Origin of the sequence: Bacteroides sp. (genome assembly GCF_052357945.1) — a bacterium.
Taxonomy (GTDB): Bacteria; Bacteroidota; Bacteroidia; order Bacteroidales; family Bacteroidaceae; genus Bacteroides.
Genome location: NZ_DAWCXD010000018.1, coordinates 1 through 20817, shown reverse-complemented (window position 1 = coordinate 20817; position 20817 = coordinate 1). Strand labels below are relative to the sequence as shown.

The 20817-nt window shown below is 42.9% G+C and carries 20 protein-coding genes and 1 tRNA gene; 16 read left to right on the top strand and 5 right to left on the bottom strand.

Annotation, left to right across the window (positions count from 1 at the left end; all coding sequences use genetic code 11):
• Positions 1 to 24: 24 nt before the first annotated feature.
• From ACT8YW_RS06155 to ACT8YW_RS06120, 8 genes are read left to right on the top strand one after another with little or no spacing between them, the layout of a single operon-like run.
• Positions 25 to 1467: a Fic family protein gene (locus tag ACT8YW_RS06155; protein WP_444104355.1), complete on the top strand. Its 1443-nt coding sequence runs from the start codon at positions 25 to 27 to the stop codon at positions 1465 to 1467.
• Positions 1464 to 2921 carry a lipopolysaccharide biosynthesis protein gene (locus ACT8YW_RS06150; protein ID WP_444104354.1) on the top strand — a complete coding sequence of 486 codons (1458 nt, stop codon included), beginning with the start codon at positions 1464 to 1466 and terminating at the stop codon, positions 2919 to 2921. The genes ACT8YW_RS06155 and ACT8YW_RS06150 overlap by 4 nt, the downstream gene beginning before the upstream one ends.
• Positions 2908 to 3960, top strand: coding sequence for a hypothetical protein (locus tag ACT8YW_RS06145; protein WP_128131756.1), 1053 nt, complete (start codon positions 2908 to 2910; stop codon positions 3958 to 3960). Before ACT8YW_RS06150 ends, ACT8YW_RS06145 begins: the two co-directional genes overlap by 14 nt.
• Before the next feature lie 55 nt (positions 3961 to 4015).
• Positions 4016 to 4879, top strand: a complete 864-nt coding sequence (locus ACT8YW_RS06140; protein ID WP_444104353.1) for a LicD family protein — start codon at positions 4016 to 4018, stop codon at positions 4877 to 4879.
• Positions 4876 to 5898: a hypothetical protein gene (locus ACT8YW_RS06135; protein WP_004311137.1), complete on the top strand. Its 1023-nt coding sequence runs from the start codon at positions 4876 to 4878 to the stop codon at positions 5896 to 5898. Before ACT8YW_RS06140 ends, ACT8YW_RS06135 begins: the two co-directional genes overlap by 4 nt.
• Positions 5871 to 6989 (top strand): glycosyltransferase family 4 protein, encoded by a 1119-nt coding sequence (locus tag ACT8YW_RS06130; RefSeq protein WP_444104352.1) that lies wholly within the window; start codon positions 5871 to 5873, stop codon positions 6987 to 6989. Before ACT8YW_RS06135 ends, ACT8YW_RS06130 begins: the two co-directional genes overlap by 28 nt.
• Positions 6990 to 6999: 10 nt before the next feature.
• A complete protein-coding gene (locus tag ACT8YW_RS06125) occupies positions 7000 to 8265 on the top strand; it encodes a glycosyltransferase family 4 protein (RefSeq protein WP_444104351.1) in 1266 nt (421 codons plus the stop codon).
• A complete protein-coding gene (locus ACT8YW_RS06120) occupies positions 8258 to 9007 on the top strand; it encodes a glycosyltransferase family 2 protein (protein ID WP_117512179.1) in 750 nt (249 codons plus the stop codon). Before ACT8YW_RS06125 ends, ACT8YW_RS06120 begins: the two co-directional genes overlap by 8 nt.
• Here ACT8YW_RS06120 and ACT8YW_RS06115 read toward each other — a convergent pair.
• Positions 8994 to 11384: a glycosyl hydrolase 115 family protein gene (locus tag ACT8YW_RS06115; RefSeq protein ID WP_444104350.1), complete on the bottom strand. Its 2391-nt coding sequence runs from the start codon at positions 11382 to 11384 to the stop codon at positions 8994 to 8996. The genes ACT8YW_RS06120 and ACT8YW_RS06115 overlap by 14 nt on opposite strands.
• A gap of 92 nt (positions 11385 to 11476) precedes the next feature.
• Positions 11477 to 12334: an SGNH/GDSL hydrolase family protein gene (locus ACT8YW_RS06110; RefSeq protein ID WP_008646570.1), complete on the bottom strand. Its 858-nt coding sequence runs from the start codon at positions 12332 to 12334 to the stop codon at positions 11477 to 11479.
• A gap of 442 nt (positions 12335 to 12776) precedes the next feature.
• On the opposite strand from ACT8YW_RS06110, the gene ACT8YW_RS06105 reads away from it, so the two are divergent.
• From ACT8YW_RS06105 to ACT8YW_RS06095, 3 genes are all read left to right on the top strand, one after another.
• The gene (locus ACT8YW_RS06105) at positions 12777 to 13553 is read left to right on the top strand and encodes a class I SAM-dependent methyltransferase (RefSeq protein WP_149942615.1); all 777 of its coding nucleotides are present in this window, start codon (positions 12777 to 12779) and stop codon (positions 13551 to 13553) included.
• A gap of 70 nt (positions 13554 to 13623) precedes the next feature.
• Positions 13624 to 13974 (top strand): helix-turn-helix domain-containing protein, encoded by a 351-nt coding sequence (locus ACT8YW_RS06100; protein WP_004302575.1) that lies wholly within the window; start codon positions 13624 to 13626, stop codon positions 13972 to 13974.
• Between the two features lie 13 nt (positions 13975 to 13987).
• The gene (locus ACT8YW_RS06095; RefSeq protein WP_004311131.1) at positions 13988 to 14212 is read left to right on the top strand and encodes a hypothetical protein; all 225 of its coding nucleotides are present in this window, start codon (positions 13988 to 13990) and stop codon (positions 14210 to 14212) included.
• A gap of 20 nt (positions 14213 to 14232) precedes the next feature.
• Here ACT8YW_RS06095 and ACT8YW_RS06090 read toward each other — a convergent pair whose 3' ends face one another.
• Complete coding sequence (locus ACT8YW_RS06090) at positions 14233 to 14931, bottom strand: SIR2 family NAD-dependent protein deacylase (RefSeq protein ID WP_008775240.1); 699 nt, start codon at positions 14929 to 14931, stop codon at positions 14233 to 14235.
• 473 nt (positions 14932 to 15404) lie between these two features.
• Between ACT8YW_RS06090 and ACT8YW_RS06085 the strand changes: the two genes are divergently transcribed.
• From ACT8YW_RS06085 to ACT8YW_RS06065, 5 genes are all read left to right on the top strand, one after another.
• On the top strand, positions 15405 to 15989 hold the full coding sequence (locus ACT8YW_RS06085; RefSeq protein ID WP_008775241.1) for an FKBP-type peptidyl-prolyl cis-trans isomerase: 585 nt from the start codon (positions 15405 to 15407) through the stop codon (positions 15987 to 15989).
• Positions 15990 to 16009: 20 nt separating this feature from the next.
• Positions 16010 to 16888: an FKBP-type peptidyl-prolyl cis-trans isomerase gene (locus ACT8YW_RS06080; protein ID WP_004323928.1), complete on the top strand. Its 879-nt coding sequence runs from the start codon at positions 16010 to 16012 to the stop codon at positions 16886 to 16888.
• 160 nt (positions 16889 to 17048) lie between these two features.
• Positions 17049 to 17513, top strand: a complete 465-nt coding sequence (locus ACT8YW_RS06075) for an Lrp/AsnC family transcriptional regulator (RefSeq protein WP_004302580.1) — start codon at positions 17049 to 17051, stop codon at positions 17511 to 17513.
• 5 nt (positions 17514 to 17518) lie between these two features.
• Positions 17519 to 17830 carry a DUF4491 family protein gene (locus tag ACT8YW_RS06070; protein WP_004302581.1) on the top strand — a complete coding sequence of 104 codons (312 nt, stop codon included), beginning with the start codon at positions 17519 to 17521 and terminating at the stop codon, positions 17828 to 17830.
• A gap of 90 nt (positions 17831 to 17920) precedes the next feature.
• A tRNA-Ile gene (locus ACT8YW_RS06065) sits at positions 17921 to 17994 on the top strand.
• A gap of 291 nt (positions 17995 to 18285) precedes the next feature.
• On the opposite strand, the gene ACT8YW_RS06060 is transcribed toward ACT8YW_RS06065, so the two are convergent.
• Together ACT8YW_RS06060 and ACT8YW_RS06055 are read right to left on the bottom strand one after the other, a co-directional pair.
• Entirely contained in the window at positions 18286 to 19272 is a 987-nt protein-coding gene (locus ACT8YW_RS06060; protein ID WP_186905495.1) for a BT4734/BF3469 family protein, read from the bottom strand.
• A 12-nt stretch (positions 19273 to 19284) separates the two neighbouring features.
• A complete protein-coding gene (locus ACT8YW_RS06055; RefSeq protein WP_444104348.1) occupies positions 19285 to 20658 on the bottom strand; it encodes a DNA primase family protein in 1374 nt (457 codons plus the stop codon).
• Positions 20659 to 20817 lie beyond the last annotated feature (159 nt).

The following is a 20817-nucleotide window of genomic DNA, read 5'->3' as shown; positions in this document are numbered from 1 at the left end:
TTTTCTCAAACAGGTACATATTCCATGCTCTTAACATTTGAAGAAATAGTATCTTTAGCCACCTCAAAAGAATCCAATATTTTAGAGTTCAAGGCGACAACAGGTCAACTAACACGAGGAATGGAGTCCGGTTGTGCATTTATGAACTCTACAAATGGTGGGTACCTGTTATTTGGAGTCAATGACAAAGGGAAAATTATAGGACAGGAGGTTTCAGATAAAACGAAACAAGAAATAGCCGGAGCTCTCAAGAAGTTTGAACCCGGAGTCTTTGTAGACGTACAATACATTCCTATCCCTACCCATGAAGATAGATGTATCATAGCCATTCATTTTGAAGATATATTCAACAGAAAGCCTTATCTGTTTGATGGAAGAGCCTATATCAAGATAGAGAGTACAACTTCTGTCATGCCTCAAGATACTTACAATGAATTACTTATTAACAGACATAAAGAGCAATTCAGATGGGAAGCGTTTCTCAACAAACAACTTTCCATTGAAGCATTTGATAAAGAAAAAATTATAGGTACCATACGCTTGGGAATTGAGAATGGACGTTTACCAGAATCTATTATTGAAAATACATCTATCCCGGTACTTCTGGATAAATTAGATTTAGCGGATAACGGTTCTTTTAAAAACGCAGCCGCCATTCTTTTTGCCAAAAAGACAAGTAACCATTTTCCTCAATGTAAGTTAAGATTAGCCAGATTCAAGGGTATCACACGGTCGGAATTTATTGATAACGCTCAAATAGAAGGAAATATCTTTGTTTTATTTGACGAAGCAATGTCTTTCTTATTCAAACATCTATCATTGTCAGGAAAAATAATAAAAGCAGAAAGAGAAGAAGAGTTAACTGTTCCTTATAAAGCTTTGCGAGAAGCTGTAATAAATGCTTTTTGTCACAGAGATTATTCAAATCCAGGTGGATCAGCCGGCATAGCCATTTACGATGACAGAGTAGAAATTATCAATACCGGAAAGCTCCCCAAAGGGATTGATATTAATAACTTAACATCTCCTCATAAATCAATACCCAATAATCCATTGATAGCCAATGTGCTTTATCGCAGGAAAATGTTAGAAAGTTGGGGACGTGGTTTGGATTTAATGTATAGCGAATGTAAACGAGTAGGATTACCGACACCTACTTTATCTGATAATCAGGGGGAAGTAGTACTAACTTTCTATTTGAAAGAACAAGTAACCGAACAAGTAACCGAACAAGTAACCGAACAAGTAACCGAACAAGTAATCTCCTTAATAAAAGCATTATCTGGTAGGGAGATGAGTATTAAAGAGATTTTAGAGACACTAAATCTTAAGCATCGCCCTACTCTACTGTACGACTATATTCAACCGGCCATGAAGCTTGAACTAATAGAACAGACTCAACCTAATTCTCCTAAAAGTCCAACTCAAAAATATCGCTTAACAGAGAAAGGAAAAAAGATTACATGAGCGAGAATCAATCACTAAAAGAAAAGACAGCCAAAGGACTATTTTGGGGAGGGTTCAGCAACGGCATACAACAGTTGTTAAATCTGCTTTTCGGAATATTCCTCGCTCGGTTGCTCACTCCGTCAGATTATGGAATGGTGGGAATGTTGGCCATCTTCTCCCTCATTGCCAGTTCGATACAGGAAAGTGGTTTCACAGCTGCCCTTGTTAATAAGAAAGAAGTGACGCACAATGATTACAATGCCGTATTCTGGTTCAACGCGGCCATCAGTCTGTCGCTGTACCTGCTGTTATTCCTCTGTGCACCGCTTATCGCTGACTTTTACGATACTCCCGAACTGACACCACTGGCACGTTATTCTTTTATCGGCTTCTTCATTGCCAGTCTGGGAATATCCCACAGTGCCTATCTCCTGCGTAATCTGATGGTCAAACAGCGGGCATTGTCTTCGGTTATCGGACTCACCGTGTCCGGAATCACCGGAGTCACTCTTGCCTACTTTGGTTTCTCTTATTGGGGAATTGCTACGCAAAGCATCGTTTACGTAACCATCAACACAGCCTGTTACTGGCATTTCACCCATTGGCGACCGAGCTTGCAGTTCAACTTCACCCCGATTAAGGAAATGTTCGGATTCAGTGGGAAACTACTGGTTACCAATGTATTCAATCACATCAATAACAATCTGTTTTCCGTGATACTGGGTAAATTCTACAGCGAAAAAGAAGTAGGATATTACAACCAAGCCAATAAATGGTGCGGCATGGGCCAACTCTTCATCTCTGGCATGATAAACGGAGTAGCGCAACCGGTACTCACCAAAGTGTCCGACGACCTTGAACGGCAAAAACGGGTATTTCGCAAAATGCTGCGTTTCACCGCTTTTGTCTCGTTTCCCGCCATGTTGGGATTGGGAATCGTATCGGAAGAGCTGATTATCATCACCATCACCGACAAGTGGTATTCCAGCATATTAATCATGCAAATACTGTGTATCAGCGGAGCCTTTGCTCCCATCGCATACCTCTATCAGCAGCTCATCATCAGCAAAGGGAAATCCCGCATCTATATGTGGAACACCATAGCGCTCGGCATAATTCTACTGTCAGGCGTTCTGTTAGTCCACTCACACGGTATCTATGCCATGCTCGCCGTCTATGTATCCACCAATATACTGTGGCTACTGACGTGGCACTACTTCGTATGGCAGGAAATCGGACTAAAGCTGCGCCATGCACTGATAGACATTCTTCCTTATGCTGTCATTGCAGCTACGGTAATGGCAATCACCTATTATTCCACCCGTTCCATCGAGAATATTTATCTCCGCTTGGCAAGCAAGATAGTGCTCGCAGCAGCACTCTACGTAGCCGCCATGAGGGGCAGCCGTTCGGTCACCTTTAAAGAAAGCATCCAGTATTTCATCAAAAAGAAGACACATGAACCCCAATGATCTTGCCACCAAATACCACCTTCTAAATCGTTCTTTCAAAAAGACGATGATCTATCACATAGGTATAGACGCCGGATTCTTTACCGAATATACCTATATGCTCCATGCAATGCTCTATTGCCTGCAACACAAAATACAGTTCAAGCTTTACTCCGACGACGCCAACTTCGGATGGGAAAAAGGTTGGGAAGATTGTTTCGCCCCCTTCTGCGAGCAAGTGCACGAACCGTTTCATCACACTTATAACACCCATCGCCTCCCCTCCTGGCAGGCATTGATGAAAGACAAAAAGCTGCCTAAGACGAAGTTACTGAAATGGAAACTGAAAGTAACCTGTAAGAACATCATCGGAAAAACGATTGCCTTTTTCACATACGGCAAACCGGTCTTGCTCAACTTTCAACTGACATTCAACCCCAATCAGCACTTCCATATTCCCGAACTGGGAATAGACGGCGACTATCTCCATACCTTCCAAAAACTGACGGAAATCACTTGGAAACTCAACGACACCACCGCACAGGAATGTCGCCAATGTGCCGCCGACCTGCAACTTCCACCCCAATACGCAGGATGCCAGATACGGGGAGGAGACAAGATCACCGAAACCAACCTGCTTCCACCGGAACATTACATACGGCTTATTAAAGAAAAGACCGCCCTACGCGACGTCTTTGTATTAACGGACGATTACCGCCTTTTCGAACAAGTACAAACCCTTGCCCCGGACATACACTGGTACACCCTTTGCAGCCCCGACGAAAAAGGATACGTCAACAGCGCTTTCACGCAGACCACCAAAGAGCTGAAACAAAGACAAATGGCACGTTTCCTTTCCTCGATACAGATATTGATGGACGCCTCCGTCTTTATAGGAAGCATCACCACCGGCCCCAGCCTGTTCCTATTGAAGAAATTCTATCCGGACATCAATCCGGCAGACTGTCTGCTCAAGGACTTTCCGCAAGCATCCGTCCTTCCCATACCGGGACGCGGACAAGTGGCCACCGAATTTATGCAAGGAAACTTAAAGTTATAGTAACTTAGCAATATAATTACTACTTTTGTAGCACAACGTGCATTAACCATTTCCGATGAACAAGAAATATACAGCCGAAGAGCTTGATTTATTACATGCCGAACTCTACGACATATTGGGAGAAACCATCCGGGTGTGTCAGAAGCACAACATTCCCTATTTTGTGATTGGCGGCACGGCAATCGGTGCACTCTACGACCAGGCGATTCTCCCCTGGGATGATGATATTGACATAGGCATGACGCGGGAGAACTACAACAAATTTCTGAAAGTAGCTCCCGAGGAACTGGGTCCTTCCTACTTCCTTTCATGGATAGAGACAGACCCTCATACTCCGTATTATTTTGCCAAAGTCAAGAAAAACGACACCCTTTTTGTAGAAGAAATGTTCAAGAATGTCCCGATGCATCCGGGCATTTTTGTCGATATATTCCCATTCGACAAGATTCCCGACAACAAGCTGCTGCGAAGAATACAATCCGAAGCACTCGGCTTCCTCAAATGCTGCCTGATGGGAAAAGAGATATGGATGTGGAAACACTTCGGTACATGTGAAATAGAGAACCCCACGAACCGGGGAGCCTTCTCCTGTTTCCTGAACAGGGTAGTCGACCTGCTTTTCTCTAAAAAAGCAATCTACCGCATGCTGGTGTCAGTTCAAAGCTGTTTCAACTCACGAAACACCCGTTACTATAACAACGTAATGGCCATTGCCGACCACGTAACCGTAGAAAGCATCCGCCACCTGCAACCCGTGAAATTCGGCCCTCTCACAGTGACCGCCCCCGACGACCTGGAAGGATTTTTGCGTTACAACTATCCAACCCTGCATCGATTTACAGAAGAAGAGCAGGAAAAAGTGAACAACCACTATCCTGCCGCCCTGTCATTCAGTACAACTCCAAAACAAGAACTATGAATATGAAATCCGCTTTAGTAGACGTCCCGGTACTTATCCTGTTCTTCAACCGCCCGCAACAGTTGTCGCAAGTGTTCGAGCAAGTGAAGAAAGCGCGTCCGTCCCGCCTCTTCCTCTATCAGGACGGAGCACGAAACGAACGTGACCTGCCCGGAATAAAAGCCTGCCGTGAAATCGTATCACAGATAGACTGGGAATGTGAAGTAGAACGGCTTTATCAGGAAAAGAATTTCGGCTGCGACCCTTCGGAGTACATTTCGCAGAAATGGGCCTTTTCGAAAGTCGACAAGTGCATCGTATTGGAAGACGACGATGTGCCCGCCGTCTCCTTTTTCCAATTCTGCAAGGAGATGCTGGATAAATACGAATATGACACCCGCATCAGCATGATTGCCGGATTCAACCCCGAAGAAATCACCCAAGATATGCCCTATGACTATTTCTTTACCACCACCTTCTCTATCTGGGGATGGGCAAGCTGGAAACGGGTAGTCGACCAATGGGATGAGTTCTACAACTTCCTGGACGACTCCTTCAATATGCAACAACTGGAACAGCTTATCAAGGAACGCAAATTCCGGAGCGACTTTATCTACATGTGCCAGCGTCACCGGGAACAGCAGAAAGCCTTTTATGAAACGATCTTCCACGCCTCCATACTGTTCAACTCCGGGCTAAGCATCGTGCCTACCCGCAACATGATTAATAACTTGGGAGCAACGGCAGATTCCACCCATTTCGCCGGCTCGATTCATACCCTGCCCAAAGGTTACCGCCGCATCTTCACGATGAAGCGCTATGAGGTGGATTTTCCACTGAAACATCCCCGCTACGTCATCGAAAACGTTGCCTACAAAGAGAGCGTTTACCGCATCATGGGCTGGGATCATCCGTGGATCAAGATCGGACGTTCGTTCGAAGAACTGTTCCTCAACCTGAAATACGGCAATTTCTCCATCATTACGAAAGCTGTCAAAAACCGAATCAACAAATGGCTGAAAAGAAACAAGCACCACTAAATAAGTTGCTTACTATTTATTTTTACCATACCCGCCTCACACGGGAAAGCTACGAGGAATGGAAAGAATATAAATTCCCCGGACACATCTTATACGGACTTCCTTTACTGGAGAATTACGGAATACACTCCGTGATGCACAAATGCAAATATTTCTCCGGCCGTCTGAAACTCATGCTTTACGCCACCAAAGAGATTCTCTTCTGCAAGGAGAAATACGACGTCCTCTACGCCACCTCTTTCCGGGGTATAGAGCCCGTCATCTTCCTCCGTGCACTGGGACTGTACCGCAAGCCCATCGTGATCTGGCATCATACGGCAGTCGTGACCAATCCCAAACCGTGGCGCGAACAAATCTCCCGCCTTTTCTACAAAGGTATAGACCAAATGTTCCTGTTCAGTCGGAAACTGATTCAGGACTCGCAGAAAACCCGGAAAGCACCGTCCCACAAACTGAAACTCATCCATTGGGGACCGGATCTTCCTTTCTACGACCACCTGCTTGCAGAAATGCCCGACCGGAAGCCCGAAGGATTTATCTCCACCGGTAAAGAAAACCGGGACGTAGACACCTTGCTCCAGGCATTTGCCGCAACGAACGAGAAACTGGATTTGTACATTGCCATCTCATGCGGTAACATCAACTATAAAAAGATCATCGACCCGTATGCATTGCCCGACTCCATTCGCATCCATTATACCGACGGAGTGATTCCCTACGAACTGGGGAAACTGGTGGCACGCAAAAGTTGTATCGTGATCTGCTGCCTGGACTTCCCCTATACCGTAGGACTGACCACGCTCGTGGAAGCATTCGCCCTCGGCATCCCCGTCATCTGTTCGCGCAACCCCAACTTCGAAATAGACATCGACAAGGAAGGAATAGGCATCACCGTAGAATATAACGACGTACAAGGCTGGATAGACGCTATCCGCTACATCGCCGACCACCCCGAAGAGGCACGGCGCATGGGAGAGAATGCCCGCAAACTGGCGGAAGAACGTTTCAACCTCGAAATCTTTTCACGCGAAATAGCAGAAAGCTTGCTGGAAATATCAAACATTTCCTCTAAAAACCGTACATTTGCATAAACTTTTGCCCATGAGAGTCCTGATTATAAATACATCTGAACGAATAGGAGGAGCAGCCATCGCAGCAAGCCGGTTGATGGAGTCACTGAAAAACAACGGCATCAAAGCCAAAATGCTGGTACGTGACAAACAGACCGACCAAATCAGTGTTGTCCGCTTAAAAAGTAACTGGTTGCAAGTGTGGAAGTTCATGTGGGAACGGATTGTGATCTGGAGTGCCAACCGTTTCCGGCGTTACCATTTGTTTGACGTAGACATCGCCAACACAGGTACAGACATCACCTCACTCCCGGAATTCCGCCAGGCCGACGTGATCCATCTGCATTGGATCAACCAGGGAATGCTCTCACTGAACGATATACGAAAGATACTGACCTCCGGCAAACCCGTAGTCTGGACCATGCACGATATGTGGCCATGCACCGGCATCTGCCATTACGCACGGGAGTGCAACAACTATCAGCAGGAATGTCACGACTGTCCGTACATCTACAAAGGCGGGGGACGAAAGGATTTATCCTATCGCACGTTCCGCAAAAAACAAAAGTTATACAGCTACGCTCCCATTCATTTCGTCACATGTAGCCACTGGCTGAAGGAACAAGCCCGGGTCAGTGCATTATTTGAAGGGAAAAGCGTGACCAATATTCCGAACGCTATTAATACCAACTTGTTCAAACCCATGAACAAGAAGGAAGCGCGTGCCAAATTCATGTTGCCGGAAGGTAAGAAACTAGTTTTGTTCGGCTCATTAAAGATCACCGATAAACGAAAAGGGGTCGACTATCTGATTGGGGCATGCAAACTGTTGGCAGAAAAGCATCCGGAATGGAAAGACTCACTGGGTGTAGTCGTATTCGGCAACCAGTCGCAGCAGTTACAGGAACAACTTCCTTTCCATGTATACCCGCTCCCTTATATCAAAAATGAGCATGAAGTAGTGAATATCTACAATGCCGTAGACCTCTTCGCCATCCCGTCTCTGGAAGAGAATCTTCCCAATATGATTATGGAAGCAATGGCCTGTGGAGTGCCTTGTGTCGGTTTTAATGTGGGAGGTATCCCCGAAATGATCGATCATCTGCACAACGGCTACGTGGCACAATACAAATCCTCGGAAGATTTTGCCAACGGCATACATTGGATATTGACGGAACCGGAATACAACGAACTCTCTGCACAGGCCTGCCGCAAGGTTCTGGGTAATTATTCGGAGAGTATCGTTGCAAAGAAATATACAGATGTCTACAATAAAATAACGGGGAAATATGCATAGTGTCCATCCTACTCCCAAGTTCTCTATCATTACGGTGACATACAATGCTGAAAAGGTATTGGAAGACACGATTCAAAGTGTTATTTCACAAACCTATCATCATATAGAATATATTATCGTGGATGGAGCTTCCAAGGATGGAACCCTCTCTATTATCAACCGCTACCGGTCACGCATACACACCGTCGTCAGCGAACCCGACAAAGGACTGTATGACGCCATGAACAAAGGAATCGCCCTTGCCAGCGGTGATTATCTCTGTTTCCTGAATGCAGGCGACTGTTTTCATGAGGATGATACGCTGCAACAAATGGTGCACACCATCAACGGCAATGAACTGCCCGATATACTTTACGGAGAAACCGCTATCGTAGACAAGGACAGGCATTTCCTGCGGATGCGCAGATTGTCCGCCCCTGAAACGCTCACCTGGAAAAGTTTCAAACAGGGAATGTTAGTCTGCCACCAGGCATTCTTCCCCCGCCACACGCTCGTAGGGCCATACAATCTGCAATATCGCTTTTCTGCAGATTTCGACTGGTGCATCCGCATCATGAAGAAAGCACGTACTTTGCACAATACCCACCTGACAATCATCGACTATCTGGAGGAGGGAATGACTACCCGGAATCAGAAAGCATCCCTCAAAGAAAGATTTCGGATCATGGCAAAGCATTACGGGCTGATTGGAACCGTGGCGCATCATGCATGGTTCGTGATCCGTGCAGTTACTCACCAGTAGGCGAAGGCATATAAAGCATCACCTGGTCTAATATCACTCCTTCGTCCAATGCCTTGATTACCAATTTGTGGGACTTCTTTCCGGATACCGGAAGTCGAACCGTTCGGATGGCTTGATTGCGCAGCACGTTCTCTTTCCATTCTTCACTCCGTCCTTTCGTTTCATAAGAGATCACTTCAGGCGCTGCATCGTCCAACGATATTGAGAAACGTAATTGATCTCCTCTCACAGGATGATTAGGCAACAAGCGGATGTCAACCTCTACCGAGTCTGTTTTCCAGTTGTCAAAAGAGAACATCAGTGCATCTCCCTTGTCAATGCCTGTCGCTTTGCTTTCATATCCCAGGCCCTCACAAATAGCAGAAGTTCCTTTCCGCGCATTCAAGGTCTTACTATTCAGGATATTCTTCCCATCCAAGCCGTTCCATTTATAGATAGCTACACGCTCTTTCATCATCGGAGAAGTAGCCGTTTTTCTTTCCACGCGATTGAATACGGGGAGTTTTCGGGGTTGGAAATCCATCATGCGGTTCCACTTTCCATCTTCCAGTGAGTTATACTGTTTTGTCAATACTACAATGCTGTCATAGGCAAGATCACTTTTCTCCCAGTCCGCTTTTCCGTGGCGGGCTAATTGGGCATATAGCAATTTCCGGTTCATCTGTGTAGCAGCTTGCACCGGGTATTTCACCAATTCAAAATAGGCACTTTGTCTGCCGGATGGGATTTTCGAAGCTGCCCGTTCCACTGTCTCCGACAATTTATCATAAGCCTGCAAACGTCCGTTGATTTCTTTTTCACTCCATGGGAGATCTTTGACAACACGATAAACAGGATCTTTCTCCTCTTCCCTCGTATTTCCCATAAATTCAGGTTTACGAATATGGGCCAGACGATAGTGTTCCTGCATCACAGGTAATACTGCCTTTGCGCACGAAGCTCCCAATTCCCGTTCCAGCCAGTGTTTCAGATGAGAGGTCACTCCTTCCGAGGCCACAGCTTCTATATTCCAGGCCATATCCATAAACAACTCTATCTGATACTCGGCAGGCTTGATATCTCCGACATTCAGTATCCACATCTTCTGTATGCCTCGATCGTAAGCCAGCTTCATTTGTTGGAAAATCAGATACGGGCTCATCGTACTCAACCAGAGATGGTCGTGCGGACGTCCCCAATAAGAAACATGATAATAGACTCCATTCCCTCCTTTACGTGCGCATTCTTCGGCCGTAGGAAAATGGCGGATATAGCCATAGTTATCGTCACACCACATTAATGTTACATCATCAGGCACCTGTAATCCGGCATGATAAATGTCGAGTACCTCTTTATAAGGGATAAAAACCTGCGGGACTTTAGTTACATCCTTATCAACATATTTTTCAATCAACCCGCGTTGATCTGCAAACACACGATCTATTACGGCCTTCTGTTCTTCCACCGTCTTCGCTCCCTGCATCTTGCCATCGTGTACACCACGCATACCCAACGTATAGAGTATTTCCTGATCTGCCACCTCTTTTACACGGTCTTCCCAGAATTTGTAAACAGCCGGAGCATTATTCACATAATCATAAGCCCCTTCTCCTCTTCGTTTCCACTCGCCGGCAGCGCTGCAAGCCATCGGTTCGCAATGGGAAGCACCGATGAAGATTCCATATTTCTTGGCAGCTTCCCGATTGCCTTTGGTCAGGAAGAAAGGAAGTGTACATTCGTGCATTGCAGGCCAATAGGTGTTGGCACGCAGACGAAGTAAGAGTTCAAAAATACGCTCGTTGGTACGCGGGCCTATCTCACCTTTCACTTTTGAAGGTTCATAGGTCCGACTGCTCCATGGCATCAAGCCCCAGTCTTCATCATTAATAAATATACCCCGATATTCCACCGAAGGAGCCTGAAGACTTTGGAATTTGGAAGATAGCTTAAAAAGTTTCTTCTTTTCCGGAGTTACGTCCGCCCACCATTCCCAGGGAGAGACACCTAACAAACGGGATATTTCGAGTATTCCATAAGCCGTACCATGTTTGTCACTGCCGGCTACGATCAATTTACCCTCCGGAGAAACAGATAATAGAAAAGCCTGCTTCTTGCCTTTTAGCGCAGAAACATCTATGCCGGTCCGGCTGATAAGCTCACTCTGCCCCACCGTTCCTATCACAATTTCACCTGTTTTCTCATTCGCTTGGGTAGTCGACGACAATACTGTCTGAATATCACGCCCCAGCATTTCCAATGCGGTTCGTACAACCAGTTCTTCAGAAGGGCTGCAAGCGATGACAACTGTTTGACCGGAAGTCAAAACAAAATCCTTACTACGAATCGGTAAAGCAACTATCAAAAAGATGAAAAAAGAAAACAGAAGTTTATGTCTCATAGGTTCTATTATTTATAGAAGACAAAATTACAAGTTTGCAGAAAATGTACTATAGAATAGTGTACAATTTCATAGAATTCCATCCGGCCTATTTAAAATGTAGCAGGCAACGCAAGCAACTGATACATCAGCGTTCGTGCCATGCGTATCTGTCCTTTCGTGCTGGGATGCAAACGGTCATATCCTGCATCATAGAAATAAATCAGTTGTTCTTCCACCATCGGATTCAATCCGGTTACCGCATTAAAATCAATCACGGGAACTCCCCACACATTGCCGGCTTCTTTAACAGCCTGCACGTAGGCATCCACATATTCGCCACAACTGTTCTGGTAGTTTTCATCCGGTTGCACATTCGTTTCTCCAAAATTGGCCAGTGAACGGTGCAACGGGGTCAGCAACACAATCTGCTTGTCCGGGAAGAGTTGTTTCAGTCTATTGATTCCTATGTTTATACGTCCCTTATACGTGCTTCCATCCATTATAGGAGTGCGTTTCTTACGGGTTTCCAGCTTTTGGGTTTGCCCACGGGCTGCCATCACTTGTTCTTCTGTTTCCGTAAACCATTCTCCAATAGGTACACCATCATTAAAATCATTCGTACCCATCAAAATCACGATAGCATCTACTTCTCCGCCGTGTTCTTTCTTCAGTTGTTCGGCTTGACGAGGCACATCATTCCATTGCCTGCCACTGATACCATATACATAAGGAGTAATTCCCAGCCATTCCTGCAGAAAATCCCAGTATTTCTTTATCTTGTCACCATAACAGTTGGGATCTGTAATAGAGTCTCCCAAATATCCCACTCTTTTTCCTTGCCACGGGTGCCGGATGCATCCATTATTCGTTTCAACAGAGTTTGCCACTTTAGAAGATTGATTCTGTCCGCACAGAAAAGAAGAACAGAAAAACAGGATGGTACATGTGAGTAATAATTTGCTTTTCATCGGTATCATACATTAAATGAGAGATTTGTATTTAATATTCGACAAAAATAACTCAAAAAAATGTAGTTTCAATCAATTTGGACGATCAATCTCATCCATGCAACCGGATATATAAACATATTCCTATTTGACTATTCTTGCTAAAATACAGGTTTACAGTCTTTTTTCAATCAAGTTATCATTGAGTTTTGCAGCTAAAACCCTATCTTTGTCACAAACTAAAAGAAATAATTGGATGTTTAACTCATTTTCATTCCATAAGGATTCCGTTCTGTAAATAATCTGTAAGCCTTCCTCTCATTACAGATTATCCCTTATGTTTTCTGACATACTCTTGTCAGAGTTACTTTCTATATCTAAATTTTTAAACTATTTGTATGGTCAAATGGTTGCAAGCATCATTATATGCCTCCATTCGCCGTACAACCAAAACATTAAAACAATGAGTAACGATTTTAAATCAATCCACGAATTCGATTTTACACTGATATGTAATTACTTCAAGGCATTAAAACGTCAAGGTCCCGGAAGTCCTGAAGTCACACAAAAAGCCGTAAGCTTCATCAACGAACTGTCCGACAAGGCACGAATAGCCGACATTGGCTGTGGCACAGGCGGTCAGACAATGGCATTAGCCAACTATACGAAAGGACAAATTACAGGTATCGACCTTTTCCCCGACTTTATCGAGCTATTCAACAAAAATGCAATAGAAGCGCATTGTGAAGACAGAGTAAAGGGTATCGTCGGCTCTATGGACGCTCTGCCATTTCAAGAGGAAGAACTCGATCTGATCTGGTCCGAAGGCGCTATCTATAACATAGGATTCGAACGCGGCATGAACGAATGGAACAAATTCCTGAAAAAGAACGGGTTTATCGCTGTAACGGAAGCTTCCTGGTTCACCCCGGAACGTCCCTCTGAAATAGAAGACTTCTGGATGGCCAATTACCCGGAAATCGATACGATCCCAAGAAAGATAATGCAAATGGAAAAAGCAGGATATATCCCGACAGCCCATTTCATTTTACCGGAAAATTGCTGGACCGAGCATTTCTACGCTCCCCAATTCCCGGTTCAGGAAGCTTTCTTAAAGGAATATGCAGGAAATGACGCAGCCGCAGACCTCATCACCGGGCAACGGTATGAAGAGAGCCTATATAATAAGTATAAAGAATACTACGGCTACGTATTCTATATAGGACAAAAAAAAGATTGATTATCTGCCGGAGAAGTTAGCAAGATAGGACAACTCTCCGGCATTTATTATCCTTTACTTTGCAGAAAACATGGAGACGAAAGATATCAATAAACAGGAATATCAGTTACGGATCAATAAAGTGACCGACTATATTCACAATCACATAGACCAGCCGTTATCATTACAGAAAATGGCAGGTATCGCCTGCTTTTCTCCTTTCCACTTCCATCGCGTATTTACAATCCTGACGGGCGAAACGCCTACGGATTATATCAAACGCACCCGGATTGAAAAAGCAGCCCTATTATTAAAACGAAACAAGGAACTTTCCGCCACCGAAATCGCCCGTCTTTGCGGCTTTAGCAGCCTTTCACTTTTAAGTCGCAATTTCAGGTTACATTTCAGTATGACGATCCGGGAGTTCCGTTCATTAAAATAAAACTCTAAAGAATATGGAAAAGGAAAATAAGATTCTGATTTTTCGAACTTCTATCACCCAAAGGCGTGACATCAAGCGCATAGGAGAGCTTTTGGCAGAGTTCCCCCAAATAGACAAATGGAATGTGGACTTTGAGGACTGGGAGAAAATATTAAGAATCGAGTGCAGGGATATCTCTGCACTCGAAATATCGGAAGTACTCCGGAACAATCATATTTTTGCCACCGAACTGGAATAAAACCGGGAAAAGGAAACCTCTCAAACTCCCAACAACTGTTTCAATTCAGCCACTCCTTCAGAAGCTCCCTTCTGAATTACATGTATCGAACGGGAAGTATGCGTATCTACCGGTTTCGGATCAATCAGATACACCTCTGCTCCTCTCGGTACATAATGAAGCAGCCCCGCCGCAGGATATACGTTAAGCGACGTACCGATAATGACGAAAATATCCGCTTTCTCCACATATTGGATGGCTGTTTCAATTTCCGGCACAGCTTCTCCAAACCATACGATAAAAGGTCGCAATTGAGTGCCGTCGCCGGCCTTGTCTCCCATCTTCACTTCATATTCTTCCGGTTTCAGTTCTTTTATGTAGTGGGGATTATGAGGATCTCTGCTGGAACACACTTTCGTCAGTTCGCCATGCAGATGAATGATGTGGCTACTCCCGGCACGTTCGTGCAGGTTATCAATATTCTGTGTCACCACCGTCACATGGAAGTTTTTCTCCAGTTCCGCCAACAATTCATGTCCACGGTTCGGTTTCACCTCCAACAACTGTTTCCGGCGCTCATTATAGAAATTAATCACCAAAGCCGGGTCACGCTGATAACCTTCAGGAGTGGCCACCTGCTCCACTGGATATCTATCCCACAAACCGCCTGCATCGCGAAATGTACTAATCCCACTCTCGGCACTCATACCCGCACCCGTCAAAACTACCAGATTCTTCATTACTATTCCTCCTTCTTTTTTAATAGCCACACAAATGTAATCAGAATCATCGAATAAAAAAACACTTTCTCACGCTTAATATAATCCAATTTATGCAGAACTTTAAGATGAAAGATGCAGATAGTTAGCATCATTTATAGCAACAACTATTCGTCTGACTACTGTTACTCTTTCGTCTGACAGTTGTCAGACGAAAAAACAACAATTGTCAGACGCAAGTTCAACAGCTGTCAGACGATTAATTATCTACATAAACCAACCTAAATAATAAGAATAAGCCGATTAAATCCTACGAACAAAAAAACTAATTCTTTAAAGAAAAGCGATTAACTTTCACAGATATAAGAATTTTTAAATAGCAAATGCTAAATCATTCAAATAAAACACGTACTTTTGCGATTCATAAATTTGCAATTGATTGAAAGCTAAAACCATGATGGTGATACATTTCAATCGCCAACAAAAAACATTATATGGATAAATTCAGTTACGCTATTGGCCTCGGAATTGGTCAAAACTTATCAAGTATGGGAATCGGAAACCTTGCGGTAGATGATTTCGCACAAGCAATCAAAGACGTATTGGAAGGCAATCAGACGGCTATCAGCCACAATGAAGCCCGCGAAATAGTAAACAAGTATTTCGAAGAACTGGAAGCTAAAATGGGTGCCGTTGCTATCGAGCAAGGACAGGCTTTCCTCGAAGAAAACAAAAAAGGACCGGGCGTAGTTGTTCTTCCCAGCGGACTACAATATGAAATTATCAAAGAAGGTACAGGCAAAAAGCCGAAAGCTACCGACCAGGTAAGATGCCACTATGAAGGAACATTGATTGACGGCACACTGTTCGACAGCTCTATCCAACGCGGAGAACCGGCTGTATTCGGTGTCAACCAAGTAATCCCGGGATGGGTAGAAGCTTTGCAGCTGATGCCGGAAGGTTCTAAATGGAAACTGTATATTCCGTCAGAACTTGGTTATGGCGCAAGAGGTGCCGGAGAAATGATCCCTCCTCATAGCACACTCATTTTTGAAGTAGAATTACTCGAAGTATTATAAATAAAAAATTTCAAAGCAAAATGAAAAAAGTTAGTATTTTTATGGCAATCGCCGCTGCTGCAAGCCTTGCTTCTTGTACAGCTCAAGCTCCTAAAGCAAATCTGAAATCAGACATCGACTCACTGTCGTATTCTATCGGTATGGCTCAGACTCAAGGTCTGAAAGGCTATCTGACAGGTCGTCTGGACGTTGATACTGCTTATATGGCAGACTTCATCAAAGGTTTGAATGAAGGTGCAAACAAGACTAGCAAAAAAGACATCGCTTACATGGCAGGTCTGCAAATCGGTCAGCAAATCAGCAACCAGATGATGAAAGGTATCAACCAGGAATTGTTTGGCACTGACTCTACTAAAACCATCAGCAAAGAAAACTTCCTGGCAGGTTTCATCGCAGGTACTTTGGAAAAAGGCGGTGTAATGACTATGGAAGCAGCTCAAGAATATACTCGTACAGCTATGGAAACTATCAAAGCAAAAGCTTTGGAAGAAAAATATGCTGACTATAAAGCTGAAAATGAAAAATTCCTTGCTGAAAACAAGACTAAAGACGGCGTAAAAACAACTGCAAGCGGTCTGCAATACAAAGTAATCACTGAAGGCAAAGGTGAAATTCCTGCTGACACTTGCAAAGTGAAAGTGAACTACAAAGGTACTTTGATTGACGGAACAGAATTCGACAGCTCTTACAAACGTAACGAACCGTCTACTTTCCGTGCCAACCAAGTAATCAAAGGTTGGACAGAAGCATTGACTATGATGCCTGTAGGTTCTAAATGGGAACTTTACATCCCGCAAGAACTTGCTTACGGTGCTAGAGAATCTGGCAATCAAATCAAACCGTTCTCTACTTTGATTTTCGAAGTTGAACTGTTGGGCATCGAAAAAGATAAGAAATAAGAAAGTTCTTTTCTAAATAGAAAAAGGAAAGAGGTGCAAAACGTTTGTACCTCTTTTTTTTGCTTTTTCCTATTTTTTTTCTCCGAAAAGAAGAATAATTAAAATAAATCTCTATATTTGCTTACTATTTGATAACAACAGGAAATTACAATTTATTATTATGGAAAGAATAGACAACCTCGACAGGCAGATCCTAGAGATTATCTCCCAGAATGCCCGCATCCCTTTTAAAGACGTAGCAGCCGAATGTGGAGTGTCACGCGCAGCTATCCATCAGCGTGTGCAAAGACTGATTGACCTAGGTGTCATTGTAGGCTCTGGTTACCATGTGAACCCGAAATCATTGGGATACAGAACTTGTACCTACGTGGGTATCAAACTGGAAAAAGGCTCCATGTACAAATCTGTCGTAGCGGAACTACAAAAGATTCCCGAAATTGTGGAATGTCATTTCACTACAGGTCCGTACACAATGCTGACAAAGCTTTATGCATGCGACAACGAACATCTGATGGATTTGCTGAATAACAAAATGCAAGAAATACCGGGTGTGGTAGCTACCGAGACATTGATTTCTCTGGAACAGAGTATCAAGAAAGAAATCCCCATCCGCGTTGAAAAATAATTGTGATGGAATTTCTAAATGAATATCACCTTGCGGGGTTATTCATCGGAATATGTACCTTTTTGATTATCGGCCTTTTTCACCCCGTCGTGGTAAAGGCCGAATACTATTGGGGTACAAAATGCTGGTGGATATTCCTGGTACTCGGCATAGCCGGTGTGGTCGCCTCATTAAGCATCGATAATGTGATTTTATCTTCTTTGCTTGGCGTGTTTGCGTTTTCTTCCTTCTGGACGATTAAAGAGGTCTTCGAACAGGAAGAACGGGTACAAAAAGGATGGTTCCCCAAGAACCCGAAGCGCAAATATAAGTTCTAAAAATAAAGTATCGTAGTTTTTTATCAAAAGGATTTGCATAATTCGAGGGAAAATACTACTTTTGTCACCGCATCCAACAAAGGATACATCGGACTTGTAGCTCAGTTGGTTAGAGCAACAGACTCATAATCTGGAGGTCCCTGGTTCAAGCCCAGGCTGGTCCACAAAGCATAAAATAAAGAAAATCAAGCCGTTACAAGCAACCTTGTAGCGGCTTTTTTCTTGCACACTGAAACTCCTTGCACACAATTTGCACACAACCTTTGGAAAGTGGTGATAATCAATGATAAACGTGACACACCGGTAAATGATATTCTTTTTCTTTTAGTTTCTTCTATTGGCAAGAGTTCTCTCCGATTTATGCCCATGATGAGGTTTTCGCATATAATTTGCACAAACGGATATAAGAAAAGAGATAAGCTACACACCGGTAGTCATCCCTTTTCTTCTCAAAATTATTTTTTGATTGGGGAAATGAGCTTGTATTCTGCGGCTATTTCAAATAAGCGGTCACTATTATATCGATACCGTCCAATTATCATAGCGGAATATTCCCTATCAGTTTCATCATAATCATAATTGGGATAAAAACTACTGACCTTATGAAATAAAGCCCTACCTTCCTCACCAAACATATTCTTAATGATATTGCCAATGGCAATCCAATCATTGTAATAATAAGTAATATCCACTTGATTTCTAGTTATTTCACTCAATAGCCGCTCAACTTTTTGTTTCTTTGTTAAAGGAGTGGCGCTTTCCAAAACAAAATTATTTGGACGAAGAAAGGTTTCTATCGCGTTGGGAATAAGAAGCGTTCGAGGTTTAGGTGGTTTCGTTTTATATTTCTGTTTTGGCTTATAAATATATTCCACTGCATTTGATTTTGTTTTTGGCTTAGACGTATAAACTTCCGCATGTTTATTGACATACGGTTGCGTATCATGCGAAAGGAAGCGTAAACGGCATATATCGCCACAACTTTTGTCTATAATGATACCCATTTCTTCAAAATCGTTTTTTATGGCTTCAAAGACATTCTCATGATTAGTAGGGTCCGCATAAGGAATGATACAGAACAAGCCATTTCCGCTTGCAGACAATCCACAATACATAATATAAGGCAGTTCACCCAACTTAATCTTAAGGTCTTCTATGTTTGATATTGACGGGTTATCTTTTCCGTCAATATCAATACAAATCAAATTCGTATACTCGTAAATTTTTTCAGTTCGTCGTTCAGAACAAACACAACTGACTGTTATTGCAGGAAGAAGTTTTTTCAACTCTCGCCGTTTCATCGAATCAGATTCATTCCGAAGTTCTTTGATTAAAACAGTACGATAGTCCTCTAAGAACAACCAATCCCATAAGTTCACTACTCCGCTTGCATAACGACTTTGCGCACTTTCAAACATTGATACTTTTATGATATTTTCCATATTTCTTACTTTTTACAGGCCATCAGGCAATGAATTTTCTAAAAATTGTCTAGCGATATTGTTACGTTTCACAAAAATATAATTATTGCCACCGCCACCTTTCTGAATCTCAAATTTCAAACTCTTTATGCGGGTCGAAAATTCTTTTTGTCCTACAGGTATCAGCTTCTTGATGTGACAATACGCTTGATATTCTTCTCTAAATCTTTTCAACAAGATTTTATCATTTCCTGACGTGGAAGGCAAATATTGTTTTTCTTCAAGGAATTGTGCCACACTATCAGACTCAAATCTCATTTCCTCAAGAAGTTCTTTTGCTTTTGGTGATTCTGTAAATTGCTGTTGTTTTAACAATCTGTCCAATCCCTCAAGCACCCAATTGAAAATACCGCTTAATTCTTTGGATATTATTCTCTCGGCGAGATGCTTATCTTGCTCTTCATCCGGAATAATAACTTCAAAGTTCAAGATTATAAACCTTCGCAAGTAGGCATGGGTAAATTCAATATTATTAGGAAACTTATTCGTATTGAACATGAACTTCCCGTAATGACGAAGTATAAACGGATGGCCGTAAGGAGAACGTGCATCAATAGGCTCATTGCTAATTAGCTTCTTAAATAAGTCTGGATTGATATTCTTTCCTCCAAGTTCCGAAGAATAGTTAAGCAGATAATTACCTAGCTGCGCCCTGAAATAGCCATTTTCATTGCACAAATTACTTATAGTATAGGAACAAGTGTTATGTTCTCCCAGCAGTGCTTGCACTATTTCAAATATGACGGATTTACCGTTGCTTCCTTCACCTTTCAGAATCAAGCACTTTTCCAATTTCAAGTTTTGAGTAAAAATATATCCCAAATATTCTGCAAGAATCATTTGTGATTCTTTTTCAGGCAAAACCTTATTCAAAAAAGCCTTAAATTCATCACAAGTCGCTTCAGGATTATATTCAAAAGGCAATTGGTATTTAAAAAAATCCCGCTTGTCAAAGTCTCTCAACTCTTGTTTGTCCTTTGAAATGACAAATGTCCCATTCTTTAGATTAATTTTCACCTCATCTTTTTTCTCATTCAAATCCGGTACAAGAGTGCAAAGAGCGACAAACTGGTTATACAATCTCTCAAGATTCCTACTCAGTCTTATATCATAATAATTGAAGCCCGCCTTATTTGCTGCTACAGCAAGAAATTCCTTCAAAAGCGGACGGGTTATGTTTTTCCAGTAACAGCCCGTATAAATATATGGCTGAATACTGTCCGGCTCAATGCCGAGCCCCAATTTAAACTCATCCGCATTCTTCAATAATTCTTCTATCAATATAATATATTTGACTTCATCATCCGGTTCGAAACTCATTAATTCTCTTTTTTCATTTTCTGACAATCCCCCGTTGTTTTCTTTCCTACGTAGTTCTGAAAGTTTTTCAAGTTTTTTATCATCATCAAGATGATAAATAACCGGATAATCTATTTTTGAAGATATATCTATTATTTATGCGAATCAGCAGTTGACAATCTTCTACCTTTTCGCTTGTTAAAATGT